Source organism: Bacillus sp. ISL-45, assembly GCF_018613195.1.
Lineage (GTDB): Bacteria > Bacillota > Bacilli > Bacillales > Cytobacillaceae > Mesobacillus.
In genome coordinates this window covers 299,983-325,943 of the sequence record NZ_JAGGQQ010000011.1, presented here as the reverse complement: position 1 = coordinate 325,943, position 25,961 = coordinate 299,983, and the positions used below count along the sequence as shown (strand labels likewise).

At 41.9% G+C, this 25,961-nt stretch carries 24 protein-coding genes; 4 read left to right on the top strand and 20 right to left on the bottom strand.

Features of this window, described 5'->3' with window-relative positions; translation table 11 throughout:
• Positions 1–83 precede the first annotated feature (83 nt).
• From J7E35_RS16460 to J7E35_RS16440, 5 genes are all read right to left on the bottom strand, one after another.
• On the bottom strand, positions 84–1,364 hold the full coding sequence (locus J7E35_RS16460) for a S8 family peptidase (RefSeq protein ID WP_214781483.1): 1,281 nt from the start codon (positions 1,362–1,364) through the stop codon (positions 84–86).
• Positions 1,365–1,794: 430 nt separating this feature from the next.
• Positions 1,795–2,346 carry an STAS domain-containing protein gene (locus J7E35_RS16455; protein ID WP_214781481.1) on the bottom strand — a complete coding sequence of 184 codons (552 nt, stop codon included), beginning with the start codon at positions 2,344–2,346 and terminating at the stop codon, positions 1,795–1,797.
• A gap of 181 nt (positions 2,347–2,527) precedes the next feature.
• Positions 2,528–3,220, bottom strand: coding sequence for a cobalamin B12-binding domain-containing protein (locus J7E35_RS16450; RefSeq protein WP_251041047.1), 693 nt, complete (start codon positions 3,218–3,220; stop codon positions 2,528–2,530).
• A complete protein-coding gene (locus J7E35_RS16445; protein WP_214781479.1) occupies positions 3,192–3,560 on the bottom strand; it encodes a hypothetical protein in 369 nt (122 codons plus the stop codon). The genes J7E35_RS16450 and J7E35_RS16445 overlap by 29 nt, the downstream gene beginning before the upstream one ends.
• Entirely contained in the window at positions 3,557–3,862 is a 306-nt protein-coding gene (locus J7E35_RS16440) for an antibiotic biosynthesis monooxygenase family protein (protein WP_214781477.1), read from the bottom strand. The genes J7E35_RS16445 and J7E35_RS16440 overlap by 4 nt, the downstream gene beginning before the upstream one ends.
• A gap of 172 nt (positions 3,863–4,034) precedes the next feature.
• Here J7E35_RS16440 and J7E35_RS16435 point away from each other — a divergent pair, with 172 nt between their 5' ends.
• Positions 4,035–4,820 carry a GNAT family N-acetyltransferase gene (locus J7E35_RS16435; RefSeq protein WP_214781475.1) on the top strand — a complete coding sequence of 262 codons (786 nt, stop codon included), beginning with the start codon at positions 4,035–4,037 and terminating at the stop codon, positions 4,818–4,820.
• Between the two features lie 38 nt (positions 4,821–4,858).
• On the opposite strand, the gene ltaE is transcribed toward J7E35_RS16435, so the two are convergent.
• A complete protein-coding gene (ltaE, locus tag J7E35_RS16430) occupies positions 4,859–5,884 on the bottom strand; it encodes a low-specificity L-threonine aldolase (RefSeq protein ID WP_214781473.1) in 1,026 nt (341 codons plus the stop codon).
• Positions 5,885–6,018: 134 nt separating this feature from the next.
• Here ltaE and J7E35_RS16425 point away from each other — a divergent pair, with 134 nt between their 5' ends.
• The gene (locus tag J7E35_RS16425) at positions 6,019–6,444 is read left to right on the top strand and encodes a CBS domain-containing protein (protein ID WP_214781471.1); all 426 of its coding nucleotides are present in this window, start codon (positions 6,019–6,021) and stop codon (positions 6,442–6,444) included.
• Between the two features lie 37 nt (positions 6,445–6,481).
• Here the strand turns inward: J7E35_RS16425 and J7E35_RS16420 are convergent, their stop codons facing one another.
• From J7E35_RS16420 to ccpN, 11 genes are all read right to left on the bottom strand, one after another.
• A complete protein-coding gene (locus J7E35_RS16420) occupies positions 6,482–6,952 on the bottom strand; it encodes an STAS domain-containing protein (protein ID WP_214781470.1) in 471 nt (156 codons plus the stop codon).
• 126 nt (positions 6,953–7,078) lie between these two features.
• The gene (locus J7E35_RS16415; RefSeq protein ID WP_214781588.1) at positions 7,079–7,327 is read right to left on the bottom strand and encodes a hypothetical protein; all 249 of its coding nucleotides are present in this window, start codon (positions 7,325–7,327) and stop codon (positions 7,079–7,081) included.
• Positions 7,328–8,078: 751 nt separating this feature from the next.
• On the bottom strand, positions 8,079–8,687 hold the full coding sequence (locus J7E35_RS16410) for a hypothetical protein (RefSeq protein ID WP_214781468.1): 609 nt from the start codon (positions 8,685–8,687) through the stop codon (positions 8,079–8,081).
• 290 nt (positions 8,688–8,977) lie between these two features.
• Positions 8,978–10,639, bottom strand: a complete 1,662-nt coding sequence (locus J7E35_RS16405) for an ABC1 kinase family protein (RefSeq protein ID WP_214781466.1) — start codon at positions 10,637–10,639, stop codon at positions 8,978–8,980.
• Positions 10,640–10,666: 27 nt separating this feature from the next.
• Entirely contained in the window at positions 10,667–11,050 is a 384-nt protein-coding gene (locus tag J7E35_RS16400; RefSeq protein ID WP_214781464.1) for a phasin family protein, read from the bottom strand.
• A 166-nt stretch (positions 11,051–11,216) separates the two neighbouring features.
• Positions 11,217–12,482, bottom strand: a complete 1,266-nt coding sequence (locus J7E35_RS16395) for a LysM peptidoglycan-binding domain-containing protein (RefSeq protein WP_214781462.1) — start codon at positions 12,480–12,482, stop codon at positions 11,217–11,219.
• Between the two features lie 232 nt (positions 12,483–12,714).
• On the bottom strand, positions 12,715–15,291 hold the full coding sequence (locus J7E35_RS16390) for a helicase-related protein (RefSeq protein WP_214781460.1): 2,577 nt from the start codon (positions 15,289–15,291) through the stop codon (positions 12,715–12,717).
• A gap of 187 nt (positions 15,292–15,478) precedes the next feature.
• Positions 15,479–15,859 (bottom strand): hypothetical protein, encoded by a 381-nt coding sequence (locus J7E35_RS16385; protein WP_214781458.1) that lies wholly within the window; start codon positions 15,857–15,859, stop codon positions 15,479–15,481.
• A gap of 178 nt (positions 15,860–16,037) precedes the next feature.
• Positions 16,038–18,710: a pyruvate, phosphate dikinase gene (gene ppdK, locus J7E35_RS16380; protein ID WP_214781456.1), complete on the bottom strand. Its 2,673-nt coding sequence runs from the start codon at positions 18,708–18,710 to the stop codon at positions 16,038–16,040.
• 5 nt (positions 18,711–18,715) lie between these two features.
• Complete coding sequence (locus J7E35_RS16375; protein WP_214781454.1) at positions 18,716–19,528, bottom strand: pyruvate, water dikinase regulatory protein; 813 nt, start codon at positions 19,526–19,528, stop codon at positions 18,716–18,718.
• Between the two features lie 14 nt (positions 19,529–19,542).
• The gene (ccpN, locus tag J7E35_RS16370; RefSeq protein ID WP_214781452.1) at positions 19,543–20,190 is read right to left on the bottom strand and encodes a transcriptional regulator CcpN; all 648 of its coding nucleotides are present in this window, start codon (positions 20,188–20,190) and stop codon (positions 19,543–19,545) included.
• A gap of 894 nt (positions 20,191–21,084) precedes the next feature.
• On the opposite strand from ccpN, the gene J7E35_RS23530 reads away from it, so the two are divergent.
• A complete protein-coding gene (locus J7E35_RS23530) occupies positions 21,085–21,210 on the top strand; it encodes a hypothetical protein (protein ID WP_285290800.1) in 126 nt (41 codons plus the stop codon).
• A gap of 44 nt (positions 21,211–21,254) precedes the next feature.
• On the opposite strand, the gene J7E35_RS16365 is transcribed toward J7E35_RS23530, so the two are convergent.
• Both J7E35_RS16365 and pdxR read right to left on the bottom strand, forming a co-directional pair.
• Positions 21,255–22,010 carry an exodeoxyribonuclease III gene (locus tag J7E35_RS16365; protein ID WP_214781450.1) on the bottom strand — a complete coding sequence of 252 codons (756 nt, stop codon included), beginning with the start codon at positions 22,008–22,010 and terminating at the stop codon, positions 21,255–21,257.
• A gap of 54 nt (positions 22,011–22,064) precedes the next feature.
• Positions 22,065–23,474 (bottom strand): MocR-like pyridoxine biosynthesis transcription factor PdxR, encoded by a 1,410-nt coding sequence (gene pdxR / locus J7E35_RS16360; protein ID WP_214781448.1) that lies wholly within the window; start codon positions 23,472–23,474, stop codon positions 22,065–22,067.
• Between the two features lie 138 nt (positions 23,475–23,612).
• Between pdxR and J7E35_RS16355 the strand changes: the two genes are divergently transcribed.
• Positions 23,613–24,506: a DMT family transporter gene (locus J7E35_RS16355; protein ID WP_214781446.1), complete on the top strand. Its 894-nt coding sequence runs from the start codon at positions 23,613–23,615 to the stop codon at positions 24,504–24,506.
• On the opposite strand, the gene J7E35_RS16350 is transcribed toward J7E35_RS16355, so the two are convergent.
• Positions 24,489–25,931 (bottom strand): FAD-binding domain-containing protein, encoded by a 1,443-nt coding sequence (locus tag J7E35_RS16350; RefSeq protein ID WP_214781444.1) that lies wholly within the window; start codon positions 25,929–25,931, stop codon positions 24,489–24,491. The two genes, J7E35_RS16355 and J7E35_RS16350, sit on opposite strands and share 18 nt — an antisense overlap.
• Positions 25,932–25,961: the final 30 nt, after the last annotated feature.

Below are 25,961 nucleotides of genomic sequence, written 5' to 3'. Positions count from 1 at the left end.
TTTCTTCATATAGTACAACAAATAATGAAATAAAGCCACCCGGATCAATCAACCCGGATGGCTGGCATGGATGTGAGGTTGAATTACCTTACGCGTGGGAAACCAAAACCTGACGCGTAGTCATCGCCAGTAGCTGCCCCTGTTCCACCTTTAATGTCATATAGCTTCGCGCGTCTTTGAATTTCAGAACGAAGCTGAGAGTTGCTCCAAGTCTTATTCGCAGACCATAGTTTAGCCGCTAGGCCCGAGATGTGTGGCGTTGCCATTGATGTACCGCTCATTGTCGTATAGTTTCCATCTACAGATGTTGAATAAATTCCGCCTCCTGGTGCAGCTACTTCAACGTCCTTTTCCTGGATATAGTAGTCGCCGTCCGTATAAGGGTTTCCACGAGAAGAAAAGTCAGATACTTTATGTGTACCATTTACGAATGCATTATCCAGTGACGCTACAGCGATCGCATTTGTTAAGGCGCCAGGATAACCAATCGTGTTCGCGCTTGGTCCACTGTTACCTGCAGCTGCTACAACTAATGCACCTCTGCTGTATGCATAGTCAACAGCACTTGCAATCATGGAATCCTTGCCGCTAGAACCTAATGACATCGAGATGACAACTTTGGTTCCTGTACGAACGCCTTCATCCGAAGCATGACGGATTGCCCCCGCGATATCATCTGAGTATCCAGAACCATTATCGCCTAATACCTTATAGCCCCAAAGTTCTGCTTCCGGTGCTACCCCATACACTCCTGCTCCGTCGTATCCACCATTGGCAACAGCTGTTCCGGCAACATGTGTGCCATGGCCTTGTCTGTCGGTACAGGATCCATTGACCAGTGAAGAATACGACTGGGTGAAATCCTTACATTGTTCAACATTGTCAGTCAAGTCAATGTGATTGCGGTTGATCCCTGTGTCAAGGACGGCTACCTTGATGCCATTCCCGCCGCTTGTCGATTGTATATAGTTATCATTATAGATTGCTTGAATGCCCCATGGAGTCTGGTCAGATGGATAAGATGCCTGGGCGGTATAATCACCCTTGCCTTTACCGTTTCCATTCCCTTCTACCCGGGCGTCGATTGTATGGGTGCCAACCTGGGAAACTTCGATATTCTTATTTTTCAATAAAGCCTGATATTGCTTGCTGTTTACTTCTGTTGTAAATCCTTGATTGCCAAAGTCCCAGCGCTTGCCATATTGTTCTTTCACTTTTGCTTGTTCTGTACTCGGACCCTTAACTAAAACTCGATAAGTATCCTGGCTTTCTTGTACTCCTGCACCAAAAGCCCCTGTCGCAAACATCGAAACACCCATTGCTAAACTAAGTACTGCGGATCCGAGTATTCTCTTCTTCTTCATTCTTTTGCTCCTCTCACCTTTGAAAGTTTTACAGCTTGCCGGCTGCAAAAATAAGTATATTTTAAATTTTCAGCTAATATCAACAGATAACCGAGCCATTTGGATTGGGAAAAATGGTGTATAAAAACTTTGTATTGGCACTTACTTGGAATAGGTTTACCATTTCCATTTCCAATTCAAAAACCATCTCCCTGCTGGAACTTTAATTCGCTAAGACTGTTTTCTTCCATATATGTATCACTTACTATTACTAATGAAAGATACTGCTGGCATAAAAAAAAATGGTAAATCACCCTTCGGAAATATTGGGAAACCGATTGCTCTCACTAAGATATTTTAGGGAAAAAGACATTAGACACGGCAAAAAACACATCCCTCTGAAGTACCAAACAAAAAAAACACTCCGATAATTATTATCGAAGTGTTTTTCCTAAAAAGATTTATTAAATGCTTTGCTGAGAGTATTTAAAAAAGGCACATCTGGGACAGTTTTTGAATTATTAAGGTAAAAAGCATGATTCGGCTTTACCCCGATAATACATGGTTGAAGCCCCATCAACTGTAGTTCCTTAACAAGTGCAACGAACGCTTCGACGCCTTCGTTTGTTAAATTTCCGACACCATTAAAATCGAACAGGATCTCATGATAGCCGCCATCTTGTGATTTTTCCAATACTCTCTTTTCATTTTGGCTGACCATTTCATTATCCAGGTTCCCAAACAGAGGCACCAATGCTGTGTTTTTTGTTAACTTAATGAATGGGCAGGAAAGACTCTTAATCTCGAAAAGGGTTTTTTCCACCAGTTCTTTTTTTTCAAGCAGTTCAAGATTTGTATCTGCCAGCCGTTTACGGTGATTTTCAACTATACTTTCTAATTCTATAAGGCGATGGTCTTTTTCAATACAAATGATATGACCCCGCCCCTCATTCCAATTTACACTTAAGTCAAACAGCGCATATGGGGATTCTTTGGTTTTCATGATCAATTCACCTTCTGACCTGCCTTGCAAATTTCCCAATATGGTTTTTGTTTTACCCTGGCTTTCCCTGTCCACAAGGTCAAGAAAGTTTTTCCTTATATAAAATATTTCTGTGCTTGCTTGAGAAAAATCAAGGACATTATAGTCACGGTCTATTAAAAAATATGGTTGTGGCAAATATTTAAGATCCCGCATTTGATTTAACTCCATGCCTATGACGGTCAAGCCAATTATTTACGTCTTCCAGGTCTTTAAGGAAAAGCGTATTTTCCGAACCATATCGATCAAATTCATACTGACTTAACAGTCGCCCACCTACAATTACGGCTGGATGGTTTGGAAGCTCTTCCAATTCTTTAATATAAGGGCGAAGGTGCTCTGCATGGTAAAGAATTGAAAAAGAGAGGCAAATAGCATCTGGCTTCCATTCCTCAGCGGCTTTCTTGATATATTCCAGCGGCAGATTTGGACCATGGTATTTTGTTTCCCAACCATATTCAATGAACAGCTGGCTAGCCATTTTCAGACCAAGGTAATGCTGTTCATTTTCAACACAAAGAAACATCGCTTTTTTCCCAATGGAAGGAATCGGCTGATCTTTTCCCTTTTGCCAAATGTATCGTGCCAATAAATAATCACAGGTTGAAGTTGCCAGATGCTCATCGGCAACAGTGATTTTATTGGTCTCCCACAAGTGACCGATATGTCTCATTGCAGCAGTAATGATGTTTTCATAAATATATAAACTGTCTTTTGATGCTGTTATCTCGGCTTCTAACAATTCCCAGGAGGCATCTTGATGGCTCTCGAGTAACAGTTGTGCAAGCTCAATAGCCTTTTCCATGTCACCCCACCTCACTATTTTTACTTGCATCACTTGATAATGAATCAATCGCGCTTTCAAGCATGTGGATAAATACTCTCCTATGTTTGTCATCATTCGACTTTTCAAAAGCACTTATCAATCTTTGAAAATTATCAATAAGATGCTCTGTCTTCATCCCTCTTGAGGTCAGGATGCCATTTAGCCAATGGGCATAATCAGTGAAGTATTTTTCCTCATCCATGCTAGCAGCAGTTTGGAGATACTTTATATGATGCTCATTGTCCTCTTTGCACTTTTGTCTTCCGCGTTCTCCATATTTTTCGAACAGGATCGGATAATCCCTGTAAATCCCATCGGTAACTTCTTCTATAATTAAATCGTAATTCATTCAGCCACCACCTTGTATCGCCCGACTGTTGGGCGAATTGAGGCCAGTTCCTGGTCTGGATAATTTTTTTCAAGTTCATGAACTTTTTTATATGCGTCACTCGTAATGTACTTTACGTAATTTCCCTTTGTATCCCAGCAGATTTGTACGGTCAACTCTGAAGGTTTTTGTTCATTTTGCAGCAAATGAAAGGAAATGAATCCTTCATACTCATCTACCAGTCTGGATCTTTTTTGATAGATGCCAATCACTTCATCAACCTTGCCTTCTGGTATGTTCACAGTTGAATGAACGATATACATACTCCATTTCCACCTATTTCCCTTTGAGACATAGTACAATTATACATATCTAGGAGTATCCATTCAAATTAACTACTTTCACAGTAGAAATAGGACTTCACTATTAAAAAAACTTGTATTTTTCTAACTTTTAAAATATTATACTTAAAAGCTTTGAAAGGGAGAAAATGGTATGATTAGAAAATTAAAAGCAAGTGATAACGATAGGGTTATGGAGTTTTTAAAAGAAGAAGCTGCATTGAACCTCTTCATAATTGGTGATATAGAGGCGTTCGGATATGATTCTGATTTCCAGGAGCTGTGGGGTTTTTTTGGAGAAGATCACGATTTATCTGCGGTTTTGCTTCGGTTCCACAACTCTTTCATACCTTATGCTAAAACCGGCACAATACCCGTGAAAGAGTTTTCCAAGATTATAAAGGCTTACCCAGATAAAATTTTCTTATCTGGAATAAGTGATTTAGTTGAAAAATTCGAGAATATACATGGGATCGATCTTGGCAAAAAGCAAGTGACATATTTCGCCGAATGTAATACTGATAAGTTTTTGGAGCAAACAGAATTTGAAATTAAACAAGCAAATACTGAAGATGTGGATCGAATAATCGAATTAAGAGCTGGGATTGAAGAATTTCACCCAAACCCGAATGCACGTGAAATATTGCGGCAATCTATGGAAACAGGTACCGGAAGAACCTATTACCTTGAGCAGGATGGTCAGATGGTTGCTTCAGCTTCCACGGCTGCTGAAAATTCGATGTCTGCTATGATCGTGGGGGTATGTACGCACAACGATTATCGCCGAAAGGGACTTGCAACCGCTGTGATGCAAAAACTTTTCAAAGACGTCATGGATGAAGGAAAGTCTTTATGCCTCTTTTATGACAACCCTGAGGCAGGCCGGATATATAAGCGGTTGGGCTTCGTGGATATCGGGTTGTGGACCATGTTCCGGTAAAAAAAATAAAGCTGGATGTAAGCCATCCAGCTTTCGTCTTATTGTCTTGCTGCCGTAATGATCGCTTCGATTGCCGCCTGAATTTGATCTTCATTAACATCGTAATGGGTTACAAAACGAACATAAGTAGGGCCAAACGTACCGGAGATGACTCCTTCAGAGCGAAGCCTCTCTACAAATATATCGGAAGTGATGTTCAAGCCTGCTACATCTGCAACGACAATATTTGTTTCCGGCTGCCTGGCAAGCTTCATTCCAGGGATCGATTCGATTGCTTCTGCCAGTACCCTTGCATTCCATTGGTCTTCTCCAAGCCTATCTTTCATTTTCGTCAGGGCAATCAAACCAGGTGCAGCAATCACACCAGCCTGCCTCATACCGCCGCCAAGGCGCTTCCTCCATTTACGGGCTTTTGAAATAAATTCTGCATCACCGGCTATGATTGACCCAACTGGTGCTCCGAGTCCTTTTGAAAGACATATTTGAACTGTATCTGTATTTTTTGCGAATTCCTTCACACTCAAACCCGCAGCCGCTGCGGCATTGAACAATCTGGCACCATCGAGATGGACCGGGACTTTATTGGCCTGGGCAATACTATAGATCGCTTTCATATTTTCAACTGGAATAACTGCTCCACCTGCCCGGTTGTGCGTATTTTCCAAACAAATCAACCCTGTTTCTGGATAATGGATATCCTCAGTTCGAATTGAATTTAAAACATCATGTGGATCCATTGCTCCCCTGTGCCCTGGAATGGTCCTGGTCTGGACTCCAGCAAGGGCAGCTACTGCACCAGATTCATAATAAAAAATATGGGATTCTTCCTCCAACAGCAATTCCTGTCCTGGCCGGCAATGCGTTAGAACTGCAATTTGATTTCCCTGTGTTCCGCTTGTAACAAACAAGGCCGCTTCCTTGCCAAGTATTTCAGCTGCCGTTTCTTCCAACTCCCTGACTGTTGGATCCTCTTTATAGACATCATCACCCACCTCTGCTGTGTACATTGCTCTACGCATTTCTTCAGTAGGTTTTGTGACAGTATCGCTTCTTAAGTCAATCATTACTTCCCCCTCATTTCTATGTAAATTCGTATTTATTCATATTCTACCAACAGAACCTGCAAAAAACTAACAGTTTCTATTGGACAGCATTCGGGTATCTGTTTTATATACACTAAAAAAAGGAGGAATACAGTATGAATATCGAAAAAGTTATGACTAGAGACGTAGAATATTGCAGTCCTGATACACCCATTCACGAGGTAGCCTCTAAGATGAAGGATCTTGATGTTGGAGTAATGCCTATTTGCGAGAATGATCAGTTGACAGGCCTGGCTACTGACAGAGACATTGTTTTGAAGGCAGTCGCGCAAAACACTTCAATGGATACACCCATATCAGAAGTCATGACAACCGATCCAGTGCGGGGCACTGTCCATATGACTGCTGAGGAGGCCGCAGATTTGATGGCAGACGTACAAATACGAAGACTCCCAATTGTAGAAGACGGTAAAATGATTGGAATTGTATCATTAGGAGACCTTGCCGTGACTGAAAGGCTTGATGATGAAGCAGGACAAGCTCTTGAGGATATTTCAACTCCGGCTGAGCCTGAAAAGTAAATAAATTTTAAAATACCCCGCCGGCCGGCGGGGTATTTTATTCTGATTCTGTCATTTTCCTGAATTCCAGCCCTTTTTCCTTCATCAAGTGCTTTAAGGCTGCTTGAAAGGTTGAAAAAGATTGTGCTTCTAATTTTATTCCATCAAGGACCATCCGCTTGACCAATTCCGGATTCATTCCAACAAATAACGTTTTGACACCCATCAATGAAATAGCAGATGCCATTTCATGAAGTTCCCTGCCTACTTCTTCAAGGCATACATCCTCAATTCTTTCTCCACTGATATCAGTTAAGTCTATAATTGCCGTTTCTATGTCCTTATTATGGATAAAGTTGAGAATTTTTCCTCGTATTTTATCAAATCGCTCTGCTCGAATTAACCCTGTAATAGGTACCAGTATGGTCTGAGGAACAATAGAAGGAATGATTGGCGCGGACATTTCAGAAATAATCGTCTCATATTCTTGAATTTTTTTCTCTAGCTCCTTGAGTCTATTTGTTTCCAAAATTCCAAACCCCTTCAATGACGTATTTCACCTTGCTTTTACTATGATACCTTTTCAGGAATATTTTGTATAGAAAAAAACTGCTTCTCTTAATGAAGCAGCAAGTAAAGGTCCCCCTATTGATTCTTAATTTATTACATTTATTAAATGCATGATATCTTCATAAATTTGTTCTTGATATTCGTCATCACAGCATCTTTTATAATCATCGATCAAACGTCCAAGTTCTTTAAGAAAAATTAATTTTTCATCTTCATTAATCATGGCAGAATTCTCCTTAATAGGATAAAAGTCATGTGTATGTTTAAATTTATCATGATTTTTTCCCTTAAAACAACCATTAATTTTTCCTGACCTCATTATTATATTTTGCATATGTGGAGAAACTATTCATAAATACTTCAATGTTTCGTGTTTATCTAAGAAAGGAGCAACCATGTTACATAATATATTTCGGCTGAGTATGCTGTTAATATCCTGGGCCACTTTACTCTTATATCCGAAACGTGCCTTCAAACTGTTTCTTCCTGTCACGATATTTGTTACAGGTTTAGTATGCATTTTATTGCTATTATCCCGCCCCTATAAGCTATGGGAAGTTTCCGGAGGTATTGGGACCCGAATTTTCAATGACCTTTGTTTCACTTTAGGCCCTTTTTTTGTGACGAACCTGTGGATTTTCCGTCTTGCTTATGGAAACATCTGGCAGTATTTAGGTATAAATCTGGTGATTGATTATTTATTAGCATTTCCCATCACTAAGTTTTTTAAGAAAATAAACATCTATCAATTAGAACGGCTGAAACCAATATATTTTTTCAGTATGATCTATTCATTTGCTATTTTCGCCTACGGCTTTCAGTATTATTTTCAAAAGTCGAAATGATAATCGCTAATTACAGCTGCTTCGGCAAGAAGTTAATAAAAGGCTTTTTTCGTAAAGAATGTTGTACGTAATATAAAGCCATTTTGCAGGTCGGTATTAAGTTAGCTTGCTCTTTTCTCACAAAAGAGTCTAAATTGCGAAGAAAATAGGTCTTTCAATCCTATTTTGTAGTCAATAACAACAAATGTTGTGAAGAACCAATAATAAGACCCTTCCATCAATCGGCGGAAGGGTCTTCGTCTATTCTTCATCTACAGTAATATTCTCCATAACCAGTTCGACCCCTTTTGTATTTTCAATATAATTGATTACAGGGTCGATTTCATTCCGAAGTTTTGGAGTCAAAGGCAGTTCAAGTTTTTTTTCTTCATAAGTGAAAATCACTTTATCGGGTGTTAATGTACCAGCCTCTTTTTTGTTAATTTGTTTCATCGACGTAATTTCATCCCAGTGATATACCGTTTTTTCCAATTTCCAGAGCTCATCATAATATAAGCCATTTTTGTCCATATAATAATAATTGTCTAAGCTCAAGTAACCTCCTGAAGCCATGAATAGCAGGGTGAAAACCGAAGCAATAAAAAGATTGAAACTTCTCTTTTTGGATTCATCTGTTTTGAATAGATAAATAGCCATGATGATCAGTAACACAGGTATAATTAAAAACACCACAATCATCATAATATAGGATGACATAGGGCTGTCAAAAAACCAGTGCGATCGGTCAAGGTAAACTGAATGGTGAATGAAAGTAACGATAAAAATACTAATTGGTATAGATGCGAAGAGAAGAATAACGGCGACTGTTATCATCAAGCTCCCCGCTCGGTCAGCATTATGTGCACTCAAAATATTGTTCCCCTTTTCTGTTTCTCTATATTTCTATAATATGTATTCAACCACAAGTAAAATTTGTCCTTCAAAAATCAGAAAAAAGGACTACATTTTTTTGTAGTCTTTAACGAAATTAGTGCCTTGTCTTATTTTTATATTGAAAACTTGAATGAGTCAGTTCTGAACGATTAAATAGATCGTGTAGTTTGAATCAAATCTTGCAAAAATTCTATGTCCCAATAATGGTTTGCAATCGTTTTGTCCCTGCAAAGACCTCGAAACCCAATGAAAAAACGTTGCCTTTATTAAAACCTTCCCGACTTTAATATAGAATAAATAATCCATAAAAACATTCCGAATGCAATGATAAATCCTACTTCGATTGCCGGTACGCTTGTCAGTATAGTATTATTGCCAAAAGTTGCGCCGACAATCAGGCCTAAAACAACAATACTGAAGGCAAGCAGTGTTAAACTGAAAGATACCTGGTTGCTGATCCGGTCAAATTTATGAAGAATCCGATTGATTTCCGATAAGCTGATTTCAAATTTCAAATCTCCTTTGGAAGCCTGATTCAAAACATTTTCGACCTGATTCGGAATATTGGTAAATGTATCAGATAAGTCCTCCGCTTTATTCCAAAGCCTTTTGCCCATTTTAATCGGGTCGTACCGCTCCCTCATTATCTGTTCTCCATAAGGCCTGGCTAACTTTATCATATCAAGGTTTGGATCGATTTCAGAAATGATGGCTTCAATCGTAATTAAGGCCTTCCCCATCATCGTCATTTCCTTCGGCAGGATGATTCGATGTTCCTGTGCCGCAGCAAATAGCTCCTTGACCGTCAAACCCAAGCTTAGCCCTTCTTTTGATGACCATTCAACCGTTTTCCTTATTCCATCTACCCGGTCATAAAAGTGCTGTTCATCAATATCGGATGGAACATAAGCCATACTGAAGATAGACTTGACAATCCGGTGGGTATCCTCCTGCATAATTCCCATCATCATTGATGCAGAATCATATCTCAAGCTTGCTGAAAGCCGGCCTACTTGTCCAAAATCTATGAAAATAAGCTGTTGAGCTTCTGGGTTATAAAGGATATTACCAGGATGTGGATCACCGTGAAAAAAACCTTCCCTTAAAATTTGGGTTATGAATGCACTTACCAATAAATCTGCGATCCTCTGTTTTTCCTCGTCTTTAATAAAAATTGTATTCAACTCGTTGAGTTTGATTCCTTCAACCTTTTCCATGGTCAGAATCTGAGGAGTCGAGTATTCATGAAAGATAACTGGGACCTTTATAGATTCGCAATCTTCAAACTGCATTTGAACCATGTCCGTATTCCAGGCTTCTTCCGTATAATCCAGCTCCCTGCGGATTGATTCTGACAGCTCTTCAACCATATCAGTGATATTGTAATATTGAGCCCAGTCATAACGCTGCTCGATTAGCCTCGCAATATCCCTTAAAATTTCAAGATCCGTATGGACTGTCTGCTTGATTCCTGGCCGCTGGATTTTCACCATCACGGATTCGCCTGTTGACAAAACCGCTTCATGAACCTGTCCAATCGACGCTGCCGCTACGTAATCTTCGTTAAAATATTGGAATACATCCTCAACAGGTCTGCCAAACTCATGGTGAAGCTTTTCCTTAATTTCATCTACAGGCACTGGGGGAACCTGGTCCTGAAGCAGTTCCAATTCCTTAACGATCTCTTGAGGAAGCATATCACTTCTGATACTGAGAAGCTGGCCAAGCTTTATAAAAGCAGGCCCCAAATCCTCCAGCATACACCTTATACGGTTACCGGCTTCCCTGGTGTTCCCGCTTTTCACATCTGCAGCGACTCGATCCTTCAATGACAGGATATGAAACAGCCCCACCTCTTCCAGTACATAGCCAAATCCATATTTCACAAATGATGAAGCTATCTCTCTATATCTATTTAATCGTCTCAATCGGTCCGTCAATTCCATCACCCGCTGCTATTCAATGTCTTTTGAAAATCCAGGCGGAATATTTTCCATTCCGTTTTCAACCTGGTCAATATCTTTATTTAACCTGCTATTTCGAAGCTGTGAAATTTCTTCCTGCATTAAAACAAGCTGTGCCTGGATCGTGTCTAATTCTTCCCTTGTTACAAAACCAAGCTCAGTCAGCTGGTTTCTGGCCATCTTCCTGAATTCCTCATTCCATTCACCGCTTTTCGATTCGCCTTTTTTGAAAAAGTCATCAAAAATAGTGTCTGCTTCAGCCTGGGTCATACTCCCCTTCTCAACCAGCTTCATGATTGTTTCATCCACCTTTTCCTTACCGGCAACCGCAGCTCCCAGCCCTAACAAAAAACCGCTCTTCAGAAAATTATTCATTAAAAGAACCTCCTCTTTTAGAAATCAATTTACTTATTGATACCCCAAAATGGCGAACAATCACCCATATAAATTAAAAAAGCACCTGTTTATATTTCTGAACAGGTGCTTTTGTCATAATGGGTTCCTTGGTCCCACTTTGGCTAATTGATTTCCTTATTTAGAGTCACAGTTTGATAACATCCGCTTTGTCGAGATAAGCCCAGTTTTGCGGAGCCTTCAAACTAAGCTGCCAATATGTTGTTCCATTGAGCTGATATAAATCAATTAGTCTGTACTTTTCGATATAGCTGCGAATGTCTTCAAACCAGACGATATGCTCTTCGGCTCCTTTCCAATACCTGAACCATGGTGATCTGGCTGCCGTATCATATTGGATGACCGCACCAACAGAGATACCAAGATTCTGTGCGTCCAGGACGGAAAGCGCACGATATTGATTGGTCGAAACCACTTTATCATGCCCGTAAAGGGGGAGACCGATTTGCAATTTTTCACGAGGAATCAAGGTCAATGAATATCTGACGACAAGTGCGATCCACCATAAAGGAGAAACAGGATCAGGCGGGCCTCCCGGGTATCCGTAATCAATCGTCATAACGGCCACAATATCAGCAATCTCCCCAATCGTTTTATAATCATAGGCTCCGATAATTGGATTTGTCGGGATATCTTCAGTCTTAGCATGGACGTTCACGTGTAATATGAGATTCCCCATTGCCCCCTTCAGTTCCCGCAGAAAGGCATTGAAATCTTCCCTTTGCGGCGGCGGAATAAATTCAAGGTCGACACTAATTCCGCTATATCCTCGTTGAGTTGCTAAATTAACAAGACTAGCAACGAGGTTCCTTCGGTATGTGGGGGACGACAATACATTGCCCGCAAGCTCTTTGCTGAAACCGGCAGCAGTAGTGTTTTGAATCAATAATAAAGGGATGATATTTAAATCCCTGCTTTTACGGACAATGGGACCGTCATTCCCTATGACATAGGCATATCCTTCTTCTGTAAAGGAAAATGCCACAACAGCAACAAATGTAAGATGAGGAGCCATTTTCTCAAGTTCAGCCAGAAAAGTTTGAGAGGAGCCAGGTACGATGAATCCAAGTGTAGAAAACTGTGGTTTAACAGGTGAAGGAATATTGATGTTCTGGCCAATATACAATCTGTTGGGATCCATTCCCGGGTTTGCACTGACAATGCTGCTAATATTAGTCATGAATTGAGAAGAAATTCTCCAAAGTGTATCGCCAGCTTTGATTTTATAATAACGAATGATAGGCTGCTGATCTGGAATATAAAGAGCCAGTCCTGGAATGATTAAGCTGGTGGAAGGAAGTCCATTGACGTCGACAATACTTTGGATCGATACACCATATGTTCTGGCAATTGCCCAAAGATTTTCACCCGATCTAACTACGTGGACAGTCATCTGATCACACCTTTTTATTTTTCCTTTTATAATCATATGGCGATTGAGCTATGATATAGTACTGTCAATTATTAAAGGGTGGCTGTTTCTCAAAGACACCGGCTTTTGGAGTCCCATCCCGAAACTCGGAGCTTTCCAAATTGATAAAAAAACTTTCGGAATAAAGGTTTCGATTAAAAAACCTTAAAAAAGAAGCAGGGCTTCCGATTGAAAGCCCCGCTTACACAACTGATCATCTCCAGCGATCACTGTTGTCCGCCCTTTTCCTGTTTCTTGCTGAATAGCAGGAGTCACAGATCTGATATGGAGAATCGACATGGATTCCCTTTCCACAATGCCTGCATTTCTTTTTATAATTTTTGACTTCTGACTTTAAAAACTCGTGAACATCGTCGCTTAATTCAGTTCGAACCCTTTCCCAATAAACAGCCTCCGTTTTTCTGCCAAGCTTATATAAAAACAGCAAATGGAGCCCAATTGCTTTATAAGACAGCTCCAGTTCCTCCAGGGAGGCAGTTTTGACAGGCGGTTCCGGCAATTCTGCACCCGCTACAATTGCCTTGATTGTTTCAAGCCATTGTTCAATAAGAGCTGGTTCTTTTGATGAAAAAGGCAGATGAAGAAATCCATACAGCTCCATCATCGGGAGTCTTGCTTCAATTTCAGTATCCCTGACGTATTCATAAAGCTCTCTTTCTTCCGATAACGAAGCTTTGCTAGTCCCTTTAGGGCTCTCGAACTTATTCCATAGTTCAAAGAAAACAGCAAGCGAACGGTGGTATTTCTGAAACCTTTCAAAAATGCCCGCAGTCGGGGCAATTGAAAATGTCTCCACAGGCTTATCCTCTTTTTCAAGAAGCTTTGTCATCAAGCTGATATCCGAGGTAAAAGCTACTCGGCCGACATTGTAAATACCTTTTCTGCCGGCACGTCCCGCTATTTGCTTTACTTCCTGGGTAGTGAGCCTCCTTCGCCTCGTTCCATCGAATTTTTCATTTTCCAAAAAGACGATTCTCCTGATTGGCAAATTCAGCCCCATGCCAATTGCGTCGGTTGCCACAACTACACTTGTTTCTCCTTTGATGAAACGGTCAATTTGCTTTTTTCTTGTCTCTGGCGGCATGCTTCCATAAATCATGCTCACCTGGCGACCGCTGTTTTGCAGTCTTGACGCATTCTCAAGCACCTGTTTTCTAGAAAAGCAAACAAGTGCATCGCCTTTCTTTGTATGCTTCAGGCTGAACTCATTGTTCTCAACCTGGAGGGGGATATCACGGCTGTATTCATAAATCTCTGCCACACCATCGTCCAGCAGGTCCATCATCATTCCCTTGATATTCCTGCTTCCGATGATATGGACCTCCTCTGCATTAGCTTTAGTGATAGCTTTAAACCAGGAAAACCCTCTATCCTTATCAGCGATCATCTGTGATTCATCAATGACAACCACTTCATAAAAGTCCTTTTCGTAAAACATTTCAACTGTACAGGATATATGGTTGGCTCCCTCCACTGGCTTTTCTTCCTCGCCTGTTTTCAGGGAACATGGAATACCCTCTGTATTGAGCTTTTCATAAACCTCAAGAGCAAGCAGACGAAGCGGGGCAAGATACAAACCTGTTTTTGCCTCCTTCATCCTTTCCAGAGCGTGGTGGGTCTTTCCCGTATTTGTTTCACCGATGTGAAGTATATACCTGACATTTCTTCTCAGCGAAGGATTGTATTCGCGGCCAAAAATGTCCTCCAGCATGCGAGCTTCTTCTTCCCTTTTCCGTTCAAGCTCTGCCTGCTCCTCTGCCTTCCTTCGTTCCCTATCTCCAAGGTCTCTTTCGTATATTGCTTGATGTTCTTCCTCATCAAATTTAATTTCAGCCAAATCGAGCAAATCGGTTACATACTCTTCCTGCAGCTTAAAAAGAAAACCATCCAAATAAACTTCAGCTAAATCATTAATAATTCTTTTTATCTCTGCAGCTGAAAGTTTGTCCTTGAACAGTTCCTCATATTCCCTGAAAATATGCTGATCGAGATGATCCAATACCTTCTCAGCTGCTATCTGTGTAAAATATTCTAAAACTTCATTTGCGAAATGATACTGGTAGGTCTCATACTCAAAATAAAATCGCCCAAAACTCGCTGTTTGGTGGATTTGACCAGTCAGTTCATCATAAAAGTCAGCCATTGTTCTGTAATCAGCAGGATTGAACGCTCCAATCACGGTTAATTTTTCTTCCAGCATGTATGTGTCGATATCCTCGAATTTTTGATTTTCGATTAAGATTATCTTTAGTTTCTTTGCCATCTCATGTCTGATTTTAAGGAAGGCTGATTCTTGAAAGTCACTTAAGACCATATGGGAAACGTTCTGGATTTTCTCCTTAATGCCTGCCTTTTGCTCAAGCAGCCTGTCTTCCTCCACTTTCTTCAGGAACTTTTTTCTTGCATGATGATATTGTGCTTCCCAACTGTGCTCATCAATCGCGGACTTGATCCATTCCATTGTGTTGAAGACTTTATAGCCTCTCATTTCATTCCTGAAAAGCTTGTTGATCAGCTTCCGGTCCACACCTTCAACAACATATCCCCGCTCACTTAAAAAAGCCTTCTTATCACGCTTCGAAAAGTCATTAGTAGACTTTGTCAGCCACACATTCATCCAAATCTGGCTGATATAAGTATGCCTTTTATCTAAATACTCCGCGAAGTCAGGAAGAACTTCCTGTTCACCAAGGAAATTTTCGATATCATCCATTATCTTGGTTTTTGTGTTCTCCACTGCCTGCTGGTGGATTATTTCAATTTGTTTCATATATGAACCCCTTATTATATGTAAAGTGAAAATGTTTTGTTTCGGCAGCACTTTTTCAGGAGGTCTATGACCCCACCCATGCTGGTTTGAGCAGAAAGCTTTTTATAGCTATATAAATAAAAGGCCGCACAACAAAATGTGCGTGCCCTTCCATTTAATATTCTTCATAAATCAGTGGAACGGCTTACTATGCGTTCTTCAACTTCAACTTTTTCATTACTTTGGTCAGAACCTTTTTGTCGTCCTTTGTTACACTTTTAGGTTTAATCGGTGAAACTGGTTTAATTTTATCAACGTTATCCACACTTAGGATTTCAAGGTAAAACGGTGTGGTTTGGCGATTTCCCTTCAGATATCCCTTTAGTATTTTCATTTTGTCAGATGTCCCTGTCATAGCACCTTGATAATCCCATTCTATTTCATTTTTGTATCTTGAATCCATCTTTTCTTTTAAAGCAAAGGCTTCTGCTAGTGCATCCTCCGGTGTAATAAAATAGGATTGTGTTCTCCTCAATCCCTTCTTTTTGCTGCCATCGCCCGCTTTTGCTTGATATAGTTTTACTAACATTTCCCTCATCCTCTCTGGTTTGGTCTCACGCCTTCTCATGGTAAGTGGAAACACCAGAAGACCCGAGGAATTACGTATATATTTAGTATACCCTTTTTTCCATCAGTTACCTATTAATAAGGAAATTAATGATAGTAAAAAAAAGGAGCGTGTTCTCATTACACGCTCCAGTTCAAAATTATTTAGAAATTACTGCTTCTTTTTCATTGTTACTCTCATGGCGGATCGTTGCCTGGGCAGCAGCGAGTCTTGCAAGCGGTACTCGGAATGGCGAGCAGCTTACATAGTCAAGTCCTGCATTGTAGCAAAATTCAATCGAACTCTTTTCACCGCCGTGCTCCCCGCAAATTCCTGTCTTTAGGCCCGGCTTAGTCTGACGGCCAAGTTCCACACCAGTCTCAACCAGCTTGCCCACTCCCTCACGATCAAGCACAGCAAACGGGTTTTCGGGCAGAACCTTTTGTTCAATATACGCTTGAAGGAACTTTCCTTCAGCATCGTCGCGGCTGTAACCGAATGTAGTCTGTGTCAGGTCATTCGTACCAAATGAGAAGAAGTCAGCTTCCTCGGCAATCTGGTCCGCAGTCAATGCTGCCCGCGGTATCTCAATCATTGTTCCAACAGTATATTCAAAATCTTTGCCAGTTTCCTCTTTTATGCTTTGCGCAGCTGCATTGACCAGTTCACGCATTTCCTTTAACTCATTGACATGGCCAACCAGCGGAATCATAATTTCAGGCTGGGCATTGATTCCTTTATCAGCTAAATTTGCTACAGCATAGAAAATGGCTCTTGCCTGCATTTCATAGATTTCGGGATGAATCATGCCAAGTCGGCAGCCACGGTGGCCAAGCATCGGATTGAATTCGTCCAATTGCCGTACCTTCTTAAGCAACGCTTCCTTTTCCTTTAGCTCTTTTGATTCAGGGTCCAGGATTTGCAGTTTCGTAATCTCGACAATTAGTTCTTCTTTATCTGGCAGGAACTCATGTAAAGGAGGATCCAGCAAACGAATGGTTACTGGCAGCCCCTGCATGACTTCAAGGATTTTTTCAAAATCCCCCTGTTGCATCGGCAATAGTTCATCAAGTGCTGCATTTCGTTCTTCGAATGTTTCTGCAAGAATCATCTTCTGGACAATCGGCACTCTTGCTGCGTCCATAAACATATGCTCCGTTCGGCATAGACCAATTCCGCCTGCACCGAATTCCAAAGCCTTGGCAGAATCCTCAGGATTATCTGCGTTGGCACGGACACCAATCTTGCGCTCTTCATCAGCCCATTTGAGCAAAAGCTGGAACTCTTCGGACAGCTCAGGTTCAATCATTGGGATTTCACCGAGCATAATTTCACCCGTTCCGCCGTCAATCGTAATGATCTCACCATAATTGACTACCGTTTCACCAACACGGAATTGTTTTTCGTGCAAATCGATTTTCATCGCTTCGCAACCACAAATACAAGCCTTGCCCATCCCCCGTGCCACTACAGCTGCATGGCTTGTCATTCCTCCTCGGCTAGTAACGACAGCTTGTGCTGCGATAATGCCATGGATATCGTCTGGTGTTGTTTCAGGTCGTACCAAAATGACCTTTACGCCTTCGTTAGCAAGCAATTCTGCTTCATCCGCATCAAATACTACTTTTCCCGTTGCTGCGCCAGGTGAAGCAGGAAGACCTTTGGCCAACTGATTGCGCTCGAAATTCTCATCGATCCTGCGATGCAGGAGCTGGTCAAGCTGTTCCGGGTCAACACGAAGCAATGCAGTTTTTTTATCGATGATTCCTTCTTTGAACAACTCTGTAGCGATGCGGATGGCAGCCTGTGCAGTGCGCTTCCCGGTCCGTGTCTGAAGGATGAACAGTTCTCCGCGTTCAACCGTGAATTCGATATCCTGCATATCCTCATAATGCTGTTCGAGACGGTTACAAGTATCGACAAACTGCTGATAAACTGCAGGCATTTCATCCTTTAACGTCTGAATTGGCTGTGGAGTCCGGATGCCTGCGACCACATCCTCTCCTTGTGCATTAATCAAATATTCACCATAAAGGATGCTTTCTCCAGTTGATGGGTCCCGGGTAAATGCTACACCTGTTCCTGAGTCATTGCCCATGTTTCCAAAGACCATGCTCTGGATGTTAACAGCAGTCCCCAGATGTGAAGGGATTTTATTCAAACGGCGGTACACGATCGCCCTCTGGTTGTTCCAGGAATCAAATACAGCGTTTATGGAGAGGAATAGTTGTTCTTTAGGATCCTGAGGGAAAGGCTTTCTTGTATGTTTGGTCACGATATTCTTATAGCCCTGGATGACTTCCTTCCAATCCTCAGCAGTCATTTCAGGATCAGCGGCGTAGCCTTTCGCTTCCCTGGTTTCTTCCAGTAATCGCTCAAAAAAGAAGACATCGACATCGAGTACGACATCACTGAACATCTGGATGAAACGTCGGTAAGAATCATAAGCAAATCTAGGGTTGTTCGTTAGTTTTGCCATACCCTCGACTGTTTCGTCATTCATCCCAAGGTTAAGAATCGTATCCATCATCCCCGGCATTGAGAATACAGCTCCGGAGCGTACAGATACAAGCAAAGGGTTCTGGGGATTTCCGAGTTTTTTTCCAGTTTTCTGTTCCAATTCACCCAGTGCTTCTAAAACCTGTGCCTGAACTTCAGCAGGAATGGTCTTTCCAGCATCATAATAAGCGTTACATGCCTCCGTGGAAAGAGTGAACCCGAAAGGTACAGGAAGGCCGATATTGGTCATTTCTGCCAGGTTGGCACCTTTTCCTCCCAAGATTTCCTTCATCCCGCTATTTCCTTCATTAAAAAGATAAACAAATTTAGACATCAGCCTTAACTCCTCTCACTTTTTAAAATATCGAGTATCAATCCTGCTGTTTCTTCGATAGCCTTATTTGAAACATTGATGACTGGGCAGCCCACACGTTTCATGATTTTTTCTGCATAATCAAGCTCTTCCAGTATTCGTTCATAGCTTGCATAGTTTGCCCTGGCCCCCAGTCCAAGCGCTTTCAGCCTTTCCGTCCTGATTTCGTTCAGTTTATCCGGCGAGATGATCAGACCGACACATTTGCTTCTGGATATCTGGAACAATTCATCTGGCGGCTTTACCTCTGGAACGATTGGCACATTGGCTACTTTGTAACGCTTGTGAGCAAGGTACATTGATAAAGGTGTTTTTGAAGTCCGAGAAACGCCCACCAGTACAATATCCGCTCTTAAAATGCCGCGCGGGTCTCTGCCATCGTCATATTTGACGGCAAATTCAATGGCTTCAATCTTGCGGAAGTATTCATCATCAAGCTTACGCATCATTCCCGGTCGATGGTTTGGTTCCTTATTGAACTTCTTTTCAAAGGCATTCATCAGCGGATTCAGCAAATCAACTGCATAGATCCCTTCCTCCTGTGCTCTTTTATCCAAATAAGCCTTGAGCGCTGGAACAACGATCGTATAAGCGATAATTGATCGTCCTTGCTTCGCAACCATGATGACGTCTTCAATGTCTTCCTCGTCTTCAACATATGAATTTCTTCTGATATCAACCTGGCCGCCATTAAACTGGGTTGCCACAGCCTTGACAACAAATTCTGCTGTTTCCCCGACTGAATCGGATACCACGTAGACAACTTCCTTCATATCCAAAATACGCTCACTTCCTAGACAGATTTTTGCTCAGCTATTTCTAGATAAACCTTTGTAATGGTTGTTTTGGTTATTCGTCCGATGACTTCATATGAATCTGGTTTATGCTTGAGTTCCCGGACGACAGGGAGAGAATCAATTCTGTTTGTCACAAGCTTTTTAGCAGCCTGGACGAGTGTTTCCTCTGGCTTCACAGTTATAATGTTTGGCATCCTTGTCATGATGACGCTTACAGGAAGATCCTCGAGATTCTTGTTTCCGATAGCGGCCCTCAACAGGTCTTTCCTTGATATGACGCCAGCAAGGCATCCTTCAGAATCAACAGCATATAGAGTCCCTACATCTTCAAGGAACATCTGGACAATGCCATCATAAACAGAGGAGGACTTTTGGACGACGATCGGATGGCCTTTATAGTCATTGACTTTAAGATTAAGAACTTCTGTCGGTTCAAACAGTCTTTCTTTATCCTTATTGAAAAAATAGCCAACTCTCGGCCTTGCCTCCAGACTGCCTGCCATTGTCAGGATCGCCAGGTCTGGCCTGAGAGTAGCCCGGGTAAGCTTAAGCTTCTCGGCTATCTGTTCACCAGTTATCGGACCATCCTCCTTGACAATTTGAACGATTTCTTCCTGCCGTTTTGTTAGTTTAATAGAACTCACCACCAACGTACCCCCAATAATTAATATGTAACATTATCAAGGATTTTTTTAATGTGTTATCCTTTTTAATTTATAGTATATAACATTTAGCCAAAAAGCAAAAGAAAAGGTTTTGATAATTCTTTGAATATATTAAAATAGCCTGGTTTCTTGCGTTTAAATGGGTTACACGTTTATTTTGAATGCTTAAAATATGTCATACTGTTTGGAACAGACTAAGGCTATAAGTCTTAGAAAAGGTGTCCGAGTCTGGTACTGTTTCGGACAATTCTGAAGGAAATCAGTGAAAAGCTGTCTGAACTTGGGGCTGCTTCTGACAGCTTTGAAGCAAATCCACGAAAAGCTGTCTGAACTTGGGGCTGCTTATGACAGCTTTGAAGCAAATCCACGAAAAGCTGTCTGAACTTGGGCCTACTTATGACAACTTTGAAGGAAATCAGTGAAAAGCTGTCTGAACTTCGGGCTGCTTTTGACAGCTTTGAAGCAAATCCACGAAAAGTTGTCTGAACTTGGAGCTACTTATGACAGCTTTGAAGCAAATCCACGAAAAGTTGTCTGAACTTGGGCCTACTTATGACAGCTTTGAAGGAAATCCACGAAAAGCTGTCTGAACTTGGGCCTACTTATGACAGCTTTGAAGGTATTCTGCGAAAAGTTGTCTGAACTAGGGCCTACTTATGACAGCTTTGAAGCAAATCCACGAAAAGTTGTCTGAACTAGGGCCTACTTATGACAACTTTGAAGGAAATCAGTGAAAAGCTGTCTTAACTTCGGGCTTTTTTTGACAGCTTTGTATGAAATCAGAGAAAAGCTGTCTTAACTTGGGGCAACTTCTGACAGCTGTGTATGAAATCAGCAAAAAGCTGTCTTAACTTCGGGTAACTTCTGACAGCTATGCTGAAATCAGCGAAAAGCTGTCTGAACTTAGAGCTGCTTCTGACAGCTTTATGGGAAATCAGCGAAAAGCTATCTGAACTTGGTGTTGCTGCAGACAGCATTGTGCTAAAACACGGTAAATAACCTAAAAAAATCCCCTGAGTACCACTCAGGGGATTCATCCACTTTTATAGGCTTAATTCAAGCGTGACGGGACAGTGGTCACTGCCCATAACAAAGCATTCTGCACCTGCTTCTTTGATGGCAGGTGCCAGTTTTTCGGAAACAATGAAATAATCGATACGCCAGCCGATGTTCTTTTCTCTAACTTTATTCATGTAAGACCACCAGGTGTAGACATCTTTAACCTCAGGATGCAAGTGGCGGAAGGAATCAACGAATCCGCTGCTGAGGAGATCAGTCATCTTTCCACGTTCCTCGTCTGTAAATCCTGAATTTCCGCGGTTTGGTTTTGGATTTTTCAAATCAATCTCATTATGGGCGACATTCAAATCGCCGCAAAGGATTACCGGCTTATCATCCTCCAATTCTAGCAAGTATTCCCTAAGCTTGTCTTCCCAGGATAGGCGGTAGCCGAGGCGCGCGAGATCACGCTGCGAATTTGGCGTGTAGACATTAACGAGATAAAACTCATCAAATTCTACAGTGATTGCCCTGCCCTCGTGATCGTGTTCTGCAGAACCAATTCCATACTTTACTGATAGAGGCTGTTTTTTCGAAAAAACAGCTGTTCCGGAATAGCCTTTCTTTTCTGCGTAATTCCAGAACTGGTGATACCCTTCCAGTTCAAGATTGATCTGGCCTTCCTGCAACTTCGTTTCCTGTATACAAAAAAGGTCTGCGCCCGCTTCTTTAAAGAATTCTAAAAATCCCTTACGAGCGCAAGCCCTGATGCCGTTCACATTCCAAGATACTAATTTCATAAATCCTAATTCTCCTTGTTTGTTTCATGCTTAAATTAATATATATCTTCTATTCTAGCAGTCTTCGATCAGCGATTCTAATATAGCGATTCCCTTTGTTATATCCTCAACCCGTGCATTCGCAAAAGAAAGCCTGAAGTGCTGCATTTTTTGCGTTGCATAAATTCTCCCGGGATTGATCAGCACCCCATTCGCGAGAGCTTTTCTATACAAATCAGGCAATGAGATAGCAGGATTCATTTTTACCCATATGAAAAATCCGCCTGCAGGTTTTTCCCATTCGGCATAACGGCTTAAGTGTATTTCCATTGCTTCCAATGCCGCATTCCTTCGTACTCTTAACTGCTTTCTAACATTTGCCAAATGCTGGTCATACAATCCGCTGGATAGCCATTCTGCGGCAGCTCGCTGCGATAGAGAACTTGAACCGTAGTCAGTCTGCATTTTCAGGTCAGCCAGCCGATCAATGACCGCTTGAGGCCCGGCGATCCATCCAATTCTCAATCCAGGATTCAGGCTTTTTGAAAGGCTGCCTAGATATAAAACATTTCCGTGCCGGTCGTGCGATTTAATGGGGGACGGCGGAGGAGAATCCAGCCATAAATCGCCGTACACATCATCTTCAATGATGGGAAGCTGGGCACTCTCAGCCAGTTTGAGCAGTTCCTGCCTTCTGTTTTCGCCCATAAGAGTACCAGTAGGATTATGGAAATTCGGATGGCAGTACAGCACCGATTTCTTACTGTGATGCGACGCCTTTATCATCCCGGGCATGATGCCATCCTTGTCTAACGGGATTCCCTGGAGTTTCATCCCTGCAGACTGGAAAGTTGATAAAGAGTATAAGTAAGATGAATCCTCGAGGAACACAGTTGACTCACTTTTCAATAACCCAATCGAAATCAGGTGCAAAGCCTGTAAAGCACCAGAAACGATTAAAATGGACGATGCATCGACGATAATTCCCTTTTGATTAAGATACCTAGCAATCTCTTCCCGCAACTTCAGGTTTCCTTTCGGATCCTCATAACCGAACGGCTCCAGATCCTGTCCAATCTTTGTTAAAACAGCTCTCATTTCTGCCAGCGGAAATAAATCCTTGGAGAGTTCCCCTTTACTCAGCTGGATCAAATTCTCATCGGATTCTGCCAGATTTATAGCCTGTACTGTCGACAGGCTTGCCTGATGGGTGCCCAGTGCCACTTGTTCATTCCAATTTACCGGTGGCGCAGACCGCATGAGTGTCCAGGTATTGTTAACGACCACCGTCCCCATCCCCAGCTTCCCCTCTACAAGTCCATCAGCAGCTAATTCATCCAGTGCAGTTACGACTGTGCTTCTGTTTACACCGAATTGTTTTGCAAGGTCTCGCTGACTCGGGAGCCTGCTGCCAACTGGCCAAATCCCGTTTGTAATCTGCTCTTTTATGTAATCGATGATCACTTTGTATTTAGGCGCTTTCATGTCTCCTGCTCCATTCAAAATTGGTTGGTTTTAAAATACCCCTATTGGTTGGATACATTTTACCAAGACCTAGTTATATTTAAAAGATAAAACTAATATGTAACGGAAATTGGATGGTTTTTAAGAGGGGTGGATTACATGGACATAAGAATGGCAGCAGCACACTTACTCGTTATTTTATTATGGGGATCGGCTTTTGCGGGGATCAGGCATGGTCTCGAAGCCTATTCACCCGAGCACTTGTCATTCTTGCGGCTTTTGGTCGGGTCATCGGCACTTCTTTGCTACGCTGTATTAACAAAAATGAAGCTTCCGGAAATAAAAGATTGGCCTGTTATATTCATGTTTGGATTTTTGGGATTCGCAGTCTATCAAACCGCGCTGAATTTTGGTGAACAAACTGTCAGTGCAGGTGCCGCAAGTCTGCTTGTTTCTACTTCACCCGTTTTTATTGGATTGTTAGGGAGGATGTTCTTCCAGGAGCGCACCGGTAAATGGTACTGGTCCGGCGCCATGATCAGCATGACAGGAATTGTTCTCATTTCCATCGGGGCCGGCGGTGGATTCGAGCTGGGCATTGGCGTACTGTTAATATTGATTGCTTCATTATCTGAATCACTTTACTTTGTGTTCCAAAAAAATTACTTAGAAAAGTATGGTGCCCTTCCTTTTACTGCCTATACTATTTGGGCGGCCACCATTTTCATGGGTTTCTTTGCTCCTGGAATTGAATCTCAGATAGCTGAAGCCCCCTTGGGAGCAACGATTAGTGCTATTTATCTCGGACTTTTCCCTACGGTGGTTGCTTACTTTGCTATAGCTTATATTACAGCTCAATCCGGAGCCTCTGAAGCAGCAAGTTCCCTTTACCTGACACCTGCTGCTTCTTTCATTATCGCCTGGTTCTGGCTGGGGGAAGTACCGGGAGTCATGACAGCAGCAGGCGGTGTGATAACCCTTATGGGAGTTTCCCTGACCTACTTCAAAGGGAGGACAGAGTTAGCAGAGTCGTCTCTAGAAATCAAAGGATAGCTGCTCGGTTTCTCCTTCCTTTTCTTTTTTCCGGCCAGGAGTTCCTTTGCTCTTTATGGTCCGGTATTGAAGCCTGGCATGTTTACAAGCCTTTTTCACATCGACCATTGGCGCTTCATAGCCAAGCTGATAAAAAGCAGGGTATAGCCATGGTTCGTGTATGTATTCGTCCGGAAGCTTGCTTAACTCAGTCACATATCGGCGGATGAACGTGCCATCCGGATCAAGCTGTCTGCCGGCCTTTACAGGATCTATGATTTTCATCTTCCCTTTCGTCTCGACTAGCTGCTGGATATAGAAATCATGTACAGCTGGTTCATAATCTAAGTACAACTCTGCGAGGGAAGCAGATACCTTCTTCTCATCCAGCAATAAGGTGTTAGCAATAAAAGAAGTAACCATAGCCCGCAACGGAAAGTTCATCCAACCCGTTTTATCCAGACTCCTCATAGCCGCATCAACCATCGGGATTCCTGTCCTTCCCTGAAGCCAGCGCCGAAACCACTCTTCATTGTAATCCCTTTTGATTTCATTTACATCTGCCTGTTGCTGATCGTCCATTCTCAAACTGCAAATTTTTGCCCGTTTATTAAGCTTTGATAAAAACTCTTCTAGCTGAATCTGGTCTTCCTCCAGCTCACATGCTTGCAATTTTTCATCCGTTTTCTGAAATATGGTCCTGACCGAAATATTTCCCCATGTTATATAAGCAGAAAGCCTGGATGATGAAAGCGAGGAAGGCAGGGGTTTTTGGTGATTTTCAATATAGTTTGCGAATCTGCCTTCGAGGAATGAATCCAGCGTTTCAATAGCCTTTAATTCTCCCCCTTGCTGGCCATAGCGGATCTTATTTCCTTTAAATCTCAATTTCTGAAATCTTTTAAAATCAGCAAACAGTAGATCAGGGATTTTTGACGTTACATCAATTTTGTTTGGAACTTCAGCTAGCGATTCATTTAAATAAGCGTTCAAACGATTATTAAACAGCCTCCCCGGGACATTATCAAGTTCCGGACCATAAGCAAAAAGAAGCTGCTCTTTTTGCTTCGCCCATTCCTTAACTATATCTATAAAGCTACTATTAATGTGCGCATATAAGTTTATAGAATCATAATGATACAGCAATTTTTCGAGAACCGTCTCCATCTCATCGATAGCCAGAAAGAGTTTTCCGCCCAGACTCTCAATTCCTTTTGCCAGCTCTTCCAGACTTTCAACAACAAATTGAAAATGGCGCGCGGAAAGCGGCGTATCCTCCCACTGTGAAGGCTCAAATACATACAGCGGCAATACCTCCCCCGCTCTGGCTGCTTCAGCTAAGGGCTGATTGTCGGAAATGCGCAAATCTTTATTGAAAAGGACGATGTTCATTCTAATCACTCCGCTATTGACGATTATCACTTTGCTCTTTAAAAATTGTACCATCCGAGCCGAAAAATAAGGCTTGCAGTTATT